At 67.8% G+C, this 12,750-nt stretch carries 13 protein-coding genes and 1 pseudogene; 11 read left to right on the top strand and 3 right to left on the bottom strand.

Translation table 11 applies throughout. The features are described from left to right. A pseudogene (locus AWC25_RS25855) lies at positions 1 to 289 on the bottom strand (hypothetical protein); the annotation flags it as partial. Between the two features lie 140 nt (positions 290 to 429). On the opposite strand from AWC25_RS25855, the gene AWC25_RS25850 reads away from it, so the two are divergent. From AWC25_RS25850 to AWC25_RS25835, 4 genes are all read left to right on the top strand, one after another. Then, positions 430 to 1,254: an SHOCT domain-containing protein gene (locus tag AWC25_RS25850; RefSeq protein ID WP_085168184.1), complete on the top strand. Its 825-nt coding sequence runs from the start codon at positions 430 to 432 to the stop codon at positions 1,252 to 1,254. Positions 1,255 to 1,345: 91 nt separating this feature from the next. Beyond that, positions 1,346 to 2,173, top strand: a complete 828-nt coding sequence (locus tag AWC25_RS25845; protein ID WP_069402633.1) for a mycofactocin-coupled SDR family oxidoreductase — start codon at positions 1,346 to 1,348, stop codon at positions 2,171 to 2,173. 25 nt (positions 2,174 to 2,198) lie between these two features. Next, positions 2,199 to 3,371 carry an NAD(P)/FAD-dependent oxidoreductase gene (locus AWC25_RS25840; protein WP_069402632.1) on the top strand — a complete coding sequence of 391 codons (1,173 nt, stop codon included), beginning with the start codon at positions 2,199 to 2,201 and terminating at the stop codon, positions 3,369 to 3,371. A gap of 6 nt (positions 3,372 to 3,377) precedes the next feature. Then, the gene (locus tag AWC25_RS25835; RefSeq protein WP_069402631.1) at positions 3,378 to 4,361 is read left to right on the top strand and encodes a D-2-hydroxyacid dehydrogenase family protein; all 984 of its coding nucleotides are present in this window, start codon (positions 3,378 to 3,380) and stop codon (positions 4,359 to 4,361) included. Here AWC25_RS25835 and AWC25_RS25830 read toward each other — a convergent pair. Together AWC25_RS25830 and mftR are read right to left on the bottom strand one after the other, a co-directional pair. After that, positions 4,358 to 5,431, bottom strand: coding sequence for a DUF2332 domain-containing protein (locus AWC25_RS25830; protein ID WP_244899612.1), 1,074 nt, complete (start codon positions 5,429 to 5,431; stop codon positions 4,358 to 4,360). The two genes, AWC25_RS25835 and AWC25_RS25830, sit on opposite strands and share 4 nt — an antisense overlap. Next, positions 5,428 to 6,027 (bottom strand): mycofactocin system transcriptional regulator, encoded by a 600-nt coding sequence (gene mftR / locus AWC25_RS25825; protein ID WP_069402629.1) that lies wholly within the window; start codon positions 6,025 to 6,027, stop codon positions 5,428 to 5,430. The genes AWC25_RS25830 and mftR overlap by 4 nt, the downstream gene beginning before the upstream one ends. Positions 6,028 to 6,140: 113 nt before the next feature. On the opposite strand from mftR, the gene mftA reads away from it, so the two are divergent. The 7 genes from mftA to mftG all read left to right on the top strand — a co-directional run bounded on the left by mftA (position 6,141) and on the right by mftG (position 12,747). After that, the gene (gene mftA, locus AWC25_RS25820) at positions 6,141 to 6,230 is read left to right on the top strand and encodes a mycofactocin precursor MftA (protein WP_044509813.1); all 90 of its coding nucleotides are present in this window, start codon (positions 6,141 to 6,143) and stop codon (positions 6,228 to 6,230) included. Then, positions 6,215 to 6,544, top strand: coding sequence for a mycofactocin biosynthesis chaperone MftB (gene mftB, locus AWC25_RS25815; protein ID WP_198166732.1), 330 nt, complete (start codon positions 6,215 to 6,217; stop codon positions 6,542 to 6,544). Before mftA ends, mftB begins: the two co-directional genes overlap by 16 nt. Next, complete coding sequence (gene mftC / locus AWC25_RS25810; protein ID WP_085168182.1) at positions 6,541 to 7,746, top strand: mycofactocin radical SAM maturase; 1,206 nt, start codon at positions 6,541 to 6,543, stop codon at positions 7,744 to 7,746. The genes mftB and mftC overlap by 4 nt, the downstream gene beginning before the upstream one ends. A 2-nt stretch (positions 7,747 to 7,748) precedes the next feature. Next, on the top strand, positions 7,749 to 8,939 hold the full coding sequence (mftD, locus tag AWC25_RS25805) for a pre-mycofactocin synthase MftD (RefSeq protein WP_069402626.1): 1,191 nt from the start codon (positions 7,749 to 7,751) through the stop codon (positions 8,937 to 8,939). 216 nt (positions 8,940 to 9,155) lie between these two features. Further along, positions 9,156 to 9,899 carry a mycofactocin biosynthesis peptidyl-dipeptidase MftE gene (gene mftE, locus AWC25_RS25800; RefSeq protein ID WP_069402625.1) on the top strand — a complete coding sequence of 248 codons (744 nt, stop codon included), beginning with the start codon at positions 9,156 to 9,158 and terminating at the stop codon, positions 9,897 to 9,899. Next, positions 9,896 to 11,308, top strand: a complete 1,413-nt coding sequence (gene mftF, locus AWC25_RS25795) for a mycofactocin biosynthesis glycosyltransferase MftF (RefSeq protein WP_085168180.1) — start codon at positions 9,896 to 9,898, stop codon at positions 11,306 to 11,308. Before mftE ends, mftF begins: the two co-directional genes overlap by 4 nt. Before the next feature lie 8 nt (positions 11,309 to 11,316). After that, on the top strand, positions 11,317 to 12,747 hold the full coding sequence (gene mftG, locus AWC25_RS25790; protein ID WP_198166731.1) for a mycofactocin dehydrogenase MftG: 1,431 nt from the start codon (positions 11,317 to 11,319) through the stop codon (positions 12,745 to 12,747). Positions 12,748 to 12,750 lie beyond the last annotated feature (3 nt).

Genomic DNA, 12,750 nt, shown 5'->3' with positions numbered 1-12,750 from the left:
TGGGCGGGGTGGGGGTCACCCCGATGGCGGCGACCACGGCGTCGGCCGCGGCAGCGCCGGCAGGCTCGGTGGCCCCGGCCAATCCGGGCAATACGGCCAACCCGGCGGCCACCGCTGCGACGGCGGCGCACACCGCGCCGTATGCACCGGGCGTGACCGCGCCGGCAACATCCGCGGCCCCGGATGCCTCGGGTTCGTTCGGCGCCGCGGCCGCGCCGGTCAGTGCGGAGGCCGCGGGACTATCGTCGGCCACCATGCTGCCGGCGGCCGTGCGACCGGCATCGAACACACCGGCCCCACCCTCGCCGACAAACCCCGCCAAGGGCCGCCCGAGCGCCCCGAGTCGCTGAAGCCCGCACGGTTTGCCCCTACGGGGCGCGCCACGGCGTTAATCTGACACGGACTTCCCGGCAAGGCGAGGAGAGACACGTGTTGGCGCGCTACCTGAAGACTCAGCTGGTGGTTTTGCTGTGCGGCGGTTTGGTCGGCCCGATCTTCCTGGTCGTCTACTTCACCCTCGGTCTGGGCGACTTGCTGCAATGGATGTTCTACGTCGGTCTGCTGATCACGGTGGCCGACGTCCTGATTGCGCTCGCGCTGACCAACTACGGTGCCAAGTCTGCGGCCAAGTCGGCGTTGCTGGAACAACACGGCGTGCTGGCCCTCGCGCAGATTACCGGCCTCACCGAAACGGGAACCCGAATCAACGATCAGCCGCTGGTGAAAGTGGACCTGTACATCTCGGGACCGGGGTTCGCACCCTTCAACACCCAAGACCGGGTGCTTGCCAGCGTGACCCGGTTAGGCAACCTCACCGCCCGCAAGCTGGTGGTCCTGCTCGACCCGGCCACCCAGGAATACCAAATCGACTGGGAGCGAAGCGCTTTGGTGAATGGGCTGGTGCCCGCCCAGTTCACCGTGGCCGAGGACAACAGAACCTACGACCTCAGCGGGCAGGCCGGCCCGCTGATGGAGATTTTGCAGCTGCTCAAGGACAACAACATCCCGCTCAACCGAATGGTCGACATCCGATCGAACCCGGCGCTGCGCGAACGAATTCACGCCGTGGTACGCCGCGCCGCCCAGCAGGCACCTGCCGGGCAGGGCGCACCCGCCGGTGCAACCTCGGTCGTCACGCCGCCCCAACCGTCGATCGGCGAGCGACTCCAGCAGCTCGAAACATTGCGTGCCAGCGGCGCTTTGACCGACGAGGAGTACAACGCGCGGCGAACCCAGATCATCTCGGAGATCTGATCCGGCCGATCACGCGAGCCGAGTTAGAACACGTTCCAGTTCCGCTGCTAGCCTGTCAGTCGGCATTGAGGCCGGGCGAAAGGGGCGTGCCGTGTCGGGACGCGACGGATCACTACAGGGACGGGTGGCCTTCATCACCGGCGCCGCCCGCGCACAGGGTCGGGCGCACGCGGTCCGCCTGGCCGCCGCGGGTGCCGACATCATCGCGCTTGACATCTGCGCCCGGACATCGAGCAGCGTGACGTACACGCCGGCCTCACCCGAGGATCTTGACGAGACCGTTCGGCTGGTGGAAGCCGAGGGCCGCAAGGTGTTGGCCCGCCAAGTCGACATCCGCGACGACGCCGCCCTGCGACAATTGGTGGCCGACGGTGTCGAGCAGTTCGGGCGCCTCGACATCCTGGTCGCTAACGCCGGCGTGCTGAGCTGGGGCCGTGTCTGGGAGCTCACCGACGAGCAATGGGACACCGTCATCGGCATCAACCTGACCGGAACCTGGCGCACCCTGCGCGCCGTGGTGCCCGCGATGATCGAGGCGGGCAACGGTGGGTCCATCGTGGTGGTGAGTTCGTCGGCCGGAGTAAAGGCCACGCCCGGCAATGGTCACTACTCCGCCAGCAAGCACGGTCTTACCGCCCTGACCAACACCCTGGCGCTAGAGCTCGGCGAATACGACATCCGAGTCAACTCCATCCACCCGTACTCGATCGACACGCCGATGATCGAGCCCGAGGCGATGATGGAGATCTTTGCCAAGCACCCCAGCTTCGTGCACAGCTTCCCACCAATGCCCTTGCAACCCAACGGCTTCATGTCGCCCGACGAGGTCGCCGATGTCGTCGTGTGGCTCGCCGGTGACGGTGCCGGCACGGTCACCGGAGCCCAGATCCCGGTTGATAAGGGCGCCCTAAAGTACTGATCGTCCCGCGTGCTAAGAACTCCACGTGAGCAATAACGGAATCGTGATCGTCGGCGGTGGGCTGGCCGCCGCCCGCACGGCCGAGCAGTTGCGCCGATCGGACTACACCGGACCCGTCACGATCGTCAGTGACGAGGTGCATCTGCCCTATGACCGTCCGCCGTTGTCCAAGGAAGTGCTGCGCAACGAGGTCGACGACGTCGCGCTCAAGCCGCGCGAGTTCTATGACGAGAAGAACATCACGCTGCGTCTCGGCGCGGCGGCCACCGGCCTGGACACCGCCGCGCGGACGCTCACCCTTTCCGACGGGACCGTGCTGGGCTACGACGAGCTGGTCATCGCGACGGGACTGATCCCGCGGCGCATTCCGGCGTTCCCCGACCTGGCGGGGATCTGCGTGCTGCGCTCGTTCGACGAGAGCCTGGCGCTGCGCGAGCACGCCGGCAAGGCGCAGCACGTCGTGGTGATCGGGGCGGGCTTCATCGGTTGCGAGGTCGCCGCCAGCTTGCGCAGCCGCGGTGTCGAGGTCGTCCTGGTGGAGCCCCAGCCGACGCCGCTGGCCGCGGTACTCGGCGAGCAGATCGGTGAACTGGTGACGCGGCTGCATCGTGCCGAGGGAGTGGATGTGCGCACCGGTGTCGGCGTGGCCGAGGTGCGCGGTGCAGACCGGGTCGAGACCGTGGTGCTCACCGACGGTACCGAGTTGGCGACCGATCTGGTGGTCGTCGGTATCGGGTCACGCCCCGCCACCGATTGGCTGGACGGGAGCGGCATCGAGGTGAACAACGGGGTGGTCTGTGACGAGGCGGGCCGCACCAGCGCGCCGAACGTGTGGGCGCTGGGCGACGTCGCTTCCTGGCGCGATGCGACGGGACATCAAGCCCGCGTGGAACATTGGAGCAACGTGGCCGATCAGGCGCGGGTGGTGGTGCCCGCCATGCTGGGTCAGGACGTGCCCGAGGTGACGGTGGTGCCCTACTTCTGGAGTGATCAGTACGACGTGAAGATCCAATGTCTGGGCGAGCCGGAGGCAACCGATACCGTGCACCTGGTCTCAGACGATGGCCGGAAGTTTCTGGCCTACTACGAGCGTGACGGGGTGGTGGTCGGCGTGGTCGGCGGCGGGATGCCCGGCAAAGTGATGAAGGCGCGCAGCAAGATCGCTGCCGCGGCGCCCATTTCGGAACTGCTGGGCTGACCCGGCATGCCGCGAGTCGCGATACTCGACGACTACGCCGGCGTGGCCCTCGAGCTCGCCGACTGGTCTGAGGTGCAGAGCCGGGCCGAGGTCACCGTATTCAACCGGCATCTGTCCGAAGCCGAGGCGGCCGAAGAGCTCCGCCCGTTCGACGTGATCTGTACCGTGCGGGAGCGAATGGCGTTGCCGCGCACGCTGATCGAGCGGTTGCCGAACCTGAAGTTGATCACCATCGTCGGCCGGAGCCTGCCCAACCTGGACATGGCCGCCGCGACGCAACACCAAGTCCTGGTTGCTCATTCGGACTTCACCCATCCCCGGTTCGGCCGGGTCCGCGACGCCACGCCGGAGTTCGCGTGGGGCTTGCTGATCGCCACGGTGCGCAACCTGGCCGATGAGCATGGGCGGATGCGCGAGGGCGGTTGGCAAAGCAGCGTCGGCATGACCCTTTCCGGCAAGACGCTCGGGCTGCTGGGTTTAGGCAGAATCGGCAAGCGAATGGCCGAGTACGCACACGTGTTCGGCATGAAGGTCATTGCGTGGAGCCAGAATCTCACCGAGGAGACGGCCGCGGCCGCCGGTGTGCGCCGGGTCGACAAGGCGACCCTGTTCGGATCCTCGGACGTGGTCTCCGTCCATGTGGTGCTCTCCGACCGGACCCGGGGTTTGGTCGGCGAGCCTGAACTTGCCCTGATGCGCCCGCACGCCTACTTGATCAATACCTCGAGGGGACCGATCGTCGACGAGGCCGCACTGATCGCCGCGCTGCAAACCGGGCGCATCGCCGGAGCCGGCATCGACGTCTTCGACGTCGAACCGCCCGACCCCGACCATCCGCTGCGTAGATTGCCGAATGTGACGCTGTCACCGCACCTGGGCTACGTCACCCGCGAAACGCTTTCCGCCTTCTACGCCGACAGCATCGAGGCAGTGGTGGCCTGGCTGGACGGGTCGCCCATTCGGATCGCCAATCCCGAAGCGGCCGCCTAGAACTCGGTGAACCCCGGCTGTCGCCAATGAACCGGGGCACCGTGGGCGTGGCACTCGCCCAGCACCACGAAGGCTCCGCCGGGCCACCGTCGGGCGCGCACCAGGAACCTCAGCGCACCGTCGGTGCCGTCGCGGGCCGGCTCCATCGTCAGGTGGGCGAACGGCGCGCCGGCGTGAGCCCGGGCGCCCAATGCTTGCACCCCGTCCCGCACGCCGCGGCGTTGCTCCTCGGACAGGTACTGCCAGGTGATCGAGTGCCACAGCACCGTCAAGGCGCTGTTGGCCAGCGTCATACCGGCGACCGCGTCGGCCGCCGTCTGCCGCATCAACCGCGCCGGCACCGCGTGGGCGACCGCGATCGCGCCGCGCAATCGCGCTAACCGACCGGCCTGGTCGGGCCAGACGTAGCTCAGCGCGGTCAGTTCCCCGTCGTCGCCGGTCACATCGACCGGCGCGATGTCGTATCCGTAGCGCGCCACGATCCGCACGTCGCCGGGCGGAGGCAACTGGCCGTGCCACGCGTCGTCGATGATGACCGGTGAGGTGGCCGGTCCCCACTGCCCGCCGCCGTGACGATAGTGGTAGTGGTCGGCCCGCAAGTTGAGTCCGGCGCTGCATCCGATTTCGAAAAGCCGTATGGGTAGCCGGGTTTCGTCATTCGCCCACAGCAATGCACCGATCAGGGCGGCCGAGCGGCCGACCTCGTTGGTCTGCGGCGGGTGCCCCAGGGCGGCGCGCAGCGCATCGGCATGCTCGGCGGCGACGGCCACAATGTCGGGCCAGGCCCCGTCGGCGTCCCAGCGGCCGCCGCTACTGGGATACCAGCGGCGCAACACCGCCGCCCGGCCGTCGAGCACCAGGCGGTGCAAACCGCCCAGCAGCCGCAACGGCACCGCCGCGCCGGACGAGTCGTCTTCATGACCGGACAAGATCGCCGCGAACACACCGCCGCGTTCGACGTCGGTGGCCACCAGTTCGAACAGGTCGTCGTACATCGCGGAGCCGGCGGCGCCGCAGAACCGTCCCTGCGACCGCAACGTATGCAGCAGATGCTCGTTGGTCACGGTCATATGTTCAGGCTCTCCAATCCCGCGCCGACGACGTCAAAAGCGTTGCCGAGCGCCGTGGGGAGTGGCACGGACTCGTCGCGCAGCCAATGCTCGTAGGCCGACAGCGCCACCGCGAGCATCGTCCAGGCGACGGTCTGCGGAGCCAGGTCCGTGGTCTTCGCCCCCGAGCGCCGCGCGACGAAGTCCGCAATCACCTCACGCCAGCCGGCATACATCGTCATCGAGTATGCCTGCAATTCCGCGGTCTGCAGGATGACGCGCATCCGCTTGCGGTGGCGGACGGTTTCGGAGTCATCAAAGGTGTTGAACGACAACAACGCTGCCCGCAGCGCCGTCCGCAGCGGAACCTGTGCCCCGACCGAATCCAGCAGCTCCCGAAGGTGGGCCAGGTGAGCGTCGAATTCTCCCCACGGGATTGCGTTCTTGGACGCGTAGTAGCGGAACAACGTGCGCCGTGAAATGCCGGCGGCCTGCGCGACATCGTCGACGCTCACCTCGGCGAATCCTCTGGCGGTGAACAGCTCGATGGCGACGTCGGCGATGTGCTGGGGCGAGGTGGAGCGGCGCCGGCCCACCCGCGGATGCGGAAGCGTCAAACCTGCCCTTCCATTTCGGCACTCGATGCCATATTCTGGCGACGATTGTGACAACATCGACCATCCTTGTCGATACCGCAGGCAATGTCCGAGAGGCCAGGAGAGGAATGCGCATGGACCGCGAGACCGAGACCGAGACCGAACTCGTCACCGAGACTCTGGTTGAAGAGGTATCGATCGACGGAATGTGCGGGGTCTACTGACCGTGCCCGCGCCCGCGCAGGCTCGGGCGGCGCAAAGCCAATTCGACCCTGATCGCGGTTGGCGATTGCATCCCCAGGTCGCGGTTCGACCGGAACCGTTTGGCGCACTGCTGTATCACTTCGGCACTCGCAAGCTCTCGTTTCTGAAGAACCGCACCATCCTGGCGGTGGTGCAATCGCTGGCCGACCACTCCGACGTCCGGTCGGCACTGCGTGCCGCCGGTGTCGACGACTGCGCGCAGGGGCCGTATCTACACGCATTGGGTGTGCTGGTCGAGTCCCGCATGCTGGTGCCTCAGGAGGACCACCTATGACAACAGCGGCTCCGGTACCCCGGCTCATCGAGCAGTTCGAGCATGGACTGGACGCGCCCATCTGTCTGACGTGGGAGCTCACGTACGCCTGCAACCTGGCCTGCGTGCATTGCCTGTCCTCCTCGGGCAAGCGCGACCCGCGGGAGTTGTCCACCCGTCAATGCAAAGACATCATCGACGAGTTGGAACGCATGCAGGTGTTCTATGTGAACATCGGCGGCGGGGAACCTACAGTGCGCCAAGACTTTTGGGAGCTCGTCGACTACGCCACCGAGCACCACGTCGGCGTGAAGTTCTCGACCAACGGGGTCCGCATCACCGCAGAGGTTGCCCAGCGCCTAGCGGCCAGCGACTACGTGGACGTGCAGATCTCGCTGGACGGCGCGACGGCCGAGGTCAACGATGCCGTCCGCGGGCCCGGCTCGTTCGCCATGGCGGTGCGCGCCTTGGAAAACCTGGCCGCGGCCGGATTCAAAGACGCCAAGATCTCCGTCGTCGTCACCCGGCACAACGTTGACCAGCTCGATGAATTCGCTGCCCTGGCAAGCCGTTACGGTGCCACGCTGCGAATCACCCGGCTGCGTCCCTCGGGTCGCGGCGCGGACGTCTGGGAAGAACTGCACCCGACCGCGGCCCAGCAGGTGCAACTGTACGACTGGCTGGTCGCCAAGGGGGAGCGGGTGCTCACCGGCGACTCCTTCTTCCATCTGGCGCCGCTGGGGTCGTCCGGGGCGTTGGCCGGGCTGAACATGTGCGGAGCCGGCCGGGTGGTGTGCCTGATCGACCCGGTGGGCGACGTCTACGCCTGCCCGTTCGCCATCCACGATCGCTTTTTGGCCGGAAACGTATTGACGGACACTGGTTTTGGGGCTGGATTCTCCAACGTATGGAAGAACGCCCCGCTGTTTCGCGAGTTGCGGGAGCCGCAATCGGCCGGAGCGTGCGGCAGTTGTGGGCATTATGACAGCTGCCGAGGCGGTTGCATGGCGGCCAAGTTCTTCACCGGCCTGCCGCTGGACGGTCCGGATCCCGAGTGCGTGCAGGGGCACAGCGCCTCGGCGCTCGCCCGTGACCGAGAGACCCCGCGACCGCGTGCCGACCATTCGCGCGGACAAAAGGTGCGCCAACCCGTGCCGCTGACCCTGTCGGTACGCCCGCCGCAGCAACCGCCGGCGCGACTGTGTAACGAGAGCCCGGTGTAGCCGTGGCCGACGAGTGGTTCGAGACGGTCGCCATCGCGCAACAGCGCGCCAAGCGCCGGCTGCCGAAATCCGTTTATTCGGCCCTGATTGCCGCAAGCGAAAAGGGAATTACGGTCTCCGACAACGTCGAAGCATTCGGTGAGCTCGGTTTCGCGCCGCACGTCGTGGGTGCCCAGGAAAAGCGTGAATTGTCGACCACCGTTATGGGGCAAGACATTTCCATGCCGGTGTTGATTTCGCCGACCGGGGTGCAGGCGGTGCACCCGGATGGGGAGGTCGCCGTGGCGCGCGCCGCCGCGGCACGGGGGACGGCGATGGGACTGTCCTCGTTTGCCAGCAAACCGATCGAGGAAGTCATCGCGGCAAACCCCAAGCTGTTCTTCCAGGTGTATTGGCTGGGTGGTCGCGACGCGATCGCGCAACGGGTCGAGCGTGCCCGCGCGGCCGGTGCGGTCGGCCTGATCGTCACCACCGATTGGTCGTTCTCGCACGGACGTGACTGGGGCAGTCCCAAGATCCCGGAAGAGATGAACCTGCGGACCATCCTGAGGTTGTCGCCGGAGGCCGCGTTCAAACCGCGGTGGTTGTTGAACTGGGCGAAGACCATGCGTCCGCCGACGTTGGCGGTGCCCAACCAGGCGCGCCGCGGCGAGCAGGGTCCGCCCTTCTTTGCCGCCTACGGGGAGTGGATGGGCACGCCCCCGCCGACTTGGGACGACATTGCCTGGTTGCGCGAGCTCTGGGGCGGTCCGTTCATGCTCAAGGGTGTCATGCGTGTGGATGACGCGAAAAGGGCTGTCGATGCCGGGGTTTCGGCGATTTCGGTGTCGAATCACGGCGGCAACAATCTGGACGGGACGCCGGCCACGATCCGCGCGCTGGCCCCGGTGGCGGCGGCGGTCGGCGACCAGATCGAGGTGTTGCTGGATGGCGGCGTCCGGCGCGGCAGCGACGTGGTGAAGGCGGTGGCGCTGGGGGCGCGCGCGGTGATGATCGGCCGCGCCTACCTGTGGGGGTTGGCCGCCAATGGCCAGGCCGGGGTGGAGAACGTGCTCGATGTGCTGCGCGGTGGGATCGACTCGGCGCTCATGGGGCTGGGGCATGCGTCGGTTCACGACCTGAGGCCCAGCGACATTCTGGTGCCGGACGGGTTCACCCGGGCACTCGGCCTGCCGACCGGGGGGCAGGCGTAGTCCGGCGGGTCTGCCCGACAAAACGCGGGTAAATCGGGCGGCTTAGCCATCTATCGAGCAGAACCGGGAGTGAATTCGTCATTGCCAGCGAAAATCGACGTGTGCGAAAATTTGGTACGCGCGTGGCAACCGTGACGAACGAGGAGACTTTCGGGGATTCGGTGAACGGGCCAGAAAAAAAATAACTTTGATGGCACAACGATTGGTGCACGCCAGGTGAATTCGTCCTACCATCACCGAGTGCCCGTACTCGGCGAATTAGGAACTGCGACGTCGAGCGATCTATTGGGCACCCCGGCGTCGATTTTGACCCCGCTGGGTTCGACCGAGCAACATGGTCCGCACCTGCCGTTGGACACCGATACCCGGATCGCGACCGCGGTCGCCCGGGCTATCGGAGCGGCGTGCGCGGCCGAGTTGCGGCAGGCGTGGTCGGTGGCGCCGGCCATCGCCTACGGCGCCAGCGGCGAGCACCAGAGTTTCCCGGGCACGATTTCCGTCGGCACCGACGCCCTGACCCTGCTGCTGGTCGAGTACGGCAGGTCGGCCGCGTGTTGGGCCCAGCGACTCGTCTTCGTCAACGGCCACGGCGGTAACACCGAGGCGCTGCGGTCGGCGGTCGCCACCCTGCGCGCCGAAGGACGCGACGCCGCCTGGTGCCCGTGCGCCACCGCCGGTGGCGACGCGCACGCCGGTCACACCGAAACCTCGGTGCTGCTGCACATCTCGCCGTCCGACGTGCTGACCGACCGGTGGTCGGCCGGGAATCCGGCGCCGCTGCCCGAGTTGCTGCCCGCGATGCGCAGGGGTGGCGTCGCGGCCGTCAGCCCGGTGGGCGTCCTGGGCGACCCCACCACCGCGACCGCGGCCGAGGGCCAGCGCATCTTCGCGGAGATGGTGGCGGGCGGGGTGCGCCGAATCGGGCGTTGGTCGCCCGGCGCGGACGGAATGCTGACATGAGCTCGCCTCGATTACCGGACGGGTTCGCCGTCCAGGTGGACCGCCGCGTGCGAGTGCTCGGCGACGGGTCGGCCCTGCTCGGCGGATCGCCGACCCGGCTGCTCAAGCTCGCGCCGGCCGCCCAGGGGATGATCTCGGACGGCCGGCTGAAGGTGCGCGACGACGTCAGCGCTCAGCTCGCCCGCACCCTGCTGGACGCCACGGTCGCCCATCCGCGCCCCGCCGGCGGCCCGTCGCATCGTGACGTCACCGTGGTAATCCCGGTGCGCGACAACGTGTGTGGTGTGCGGCGTTTGCTGAACTCGCTGCGCGGCCTGCGGGTGATCGTGGTCGACGACGGTTCCGTCACGCCGATTCGCCCCGAGGACTTCGCGGGCACGCATTGCGACATCGAGGTGTTGCACCACCCCCGCAGCCGGGGCCCGGCCGCGGCGCGCAACACCGGTCTGGCGGCGTGCACCACCGACTTCGTGGCCTTCCTGGACTCCGACGTGGCGCCGCGGCGCGGCTGGCTCGAGGCACTGCTCGGTCACTTTTGCGACCCCACCGTGGCGCTGGTGGCGCCGCGCATCGTGGGGCTGGCGCATAGCGAGAACGTGGTGGCGCGCTACGAGGCGGTGCACTCCTCGCTGGACCTCGGGCAGCGCGAGGCGCCGGTATTGCCGCACAGCACGGTCTCCTACGTCCCCAGCGCGGCGATCATCTGCCGTCGTGCGGCCCTATGCGAGGTCAGCGGGTTCGACGAGACCATGCAGTCCGGCGAGGACGTCGACCTGTGCTGGCGGCTCATCGAGGCAGGCGCCCGGCTGCGTTACGAGCCGATTGCGCTCGTCGCGCACGATCACCGCACCCAACTGCGGGATTGGGTTGCGCGCAAGGCATTTTACGGTGGCTCTGCGGCTCCGCTGTCGGTGCGGCACCCCGACAAGACGGCCCCGGTGGTGATCTCGGGTTGGGCGCTGATGGCCTGGATACTGATGGCGCTGGGCACCAGCCTGTCCCAGCTGACGTCGATCCTGATCGCGTTGCTGACCGGTCGGCGCATCGCCAACGCCATGCGCGGCACCGAGACCTCGTTTGCCGATGTGCTGGCAATCGCGGCCCGCGGCCTATGGTCGGCGGCGCTGCAGCTCGCCTCGGCCATCTGCCGGCACTACTGGCCGGTCGCGCTGGTTGCGGCGATCCTGTCCCGGCACTGTCGCCGCGTCGTGGTCGTCGCGGCGGTAATGGACGGCGTGGTGGACTGGCTTCGCCGGCGGGACGCGACCGGTGACGACGCCGAACCGATCGGGCCGCTGACCTATCTGCTGCTCAAACGCGTCGACGACCTGGCCTACGGGTTGGGGCTGTGGTGGGGCGTGGTGCGCGAACGTAACCTGCGCGCGCTCAAACCGCAGATCCGCAGCTAGCCGCTGCCTTGACCGTGCACAGCGATGTGCTCATCGTCGGCGCCGGAAGTGCCGGATCGGTTGTTGCCGAACGTCTTTCCGCCGACCCCGGCTGCGCGGTAACCGTTCTCGAGGCCGGCCCGGCGCTCGGCGATCCGGCTCTGCTGGCGCAGACCGTCAACGGGCTGCAGCTGCCGATCGGGTCTCGCAGCCCGCTGGTGCAGCGCTATCAGACCAGGCTCACCGAGCAGCCCGTCCGGGTGGCGCCGATCGTGCGCGGCGCGACGATCGGCGGCTCCGGTGCGGTCAATGGCGGATATTTCTGTCGCGGATTACCACAGGATTTCGACGGGGCGGGCATACCGGGCTGGGCGTGGTCCGACGTCGCCGGCCATTTCCGCGCCATCGAGACCGACCTGGACTTCACCGGTCCCGCACACGGCGACGCAGGACCGATACGTGTCCGTCGAACACACGAAATGACCGGCACCACAGAGAGTTTCATCGACGCCACGCGCCGCTCCGGGTTTTCCTGGATCCGCGATCTCAATGATTGTGGACCGCAGCTGATGCCGGGTATCGGGGCGGTGCCACTCAACATCGTCGACGGGGTGCGGATCGGCTCGGGGGCGGCGTATCTGCTGCCGGCGTTGGGTAGGCCCAACCTGACCGTGCTGGCGCAAACGCGGGCGGTGCGATTGCGGTTCAATCGAACCGTGGCTTCGGGCGTCGACGCGGTGGGCCCCGGCGGTGCAACGACAATCATGGCCGATCGAATCGTCTTGTGCGCCGGTGCCATTGCAACGGCCCAGCTGCTGATGCTGTCGGGTATCGGCGACGAGGCGATGTTGCGGGCATCCGGTGTCCCGGTGCTGATGTCGCTGCCGGTCGGCATGTCGTGCAGCGACCACCCGGAATGGGTGCTGCCCACAAACTGGACGGTCGCGGCTGGGCGACCGGTGCTCGAGGTGGTGCTCAACACCGCCGACGATGTGGAGATCAGGCCCTACACAGGTGGTTTCGTCGCGATGACCGGTGACGGTGCCGCCGGTCATCCGGACTGGCCGCATATCGGCGTGGCATTGATGCGGCCACGGGCCCGGGGCCGCATCGCGCTGTTGTCGGCTGATCCCGGGGTACCCCCGCGCATCGAGCACCGCTACGACAGCGAGCCCGAGGACGTGGCGGCCCTGCAGCGGGGGGCCGAGTTGGCCCGTGAATTGGCGAGCGCCGCAACGTATGTGGGGGATCCCGCCTGGGCCACTTCCCAGCACCTGTGTGCCAGCGCCCCAATGGGTGTCGACGGTGACCCGCGCGCCGTCGTCGACCCGCAGTGCCGGGTGCGGGGGATCGACAATCTTTGGGTGATCGACGGGTCGATTCTGCCCACGGTCACCAGTCGCGGACCGCATGCGAGCATCGTGATGCTCGGGCATCGCGCGGCGCAGTTCGTCCGCTGAGGG

This window comes from Mycobacterium sherrisii (genome assembly GCF_002102355.1).
Classification (GTDB): Bacteria; Actinomycetota; Actinomycetes; order Mycobacteriales; family Mycobacteriaceae; genus Mycobacterium; species Mycobacterium sherrisii.
Note: the sequence above shows the minus strand (reverse complement) of the source record. Positions and strands in the feature narration are given on the sequence as shown.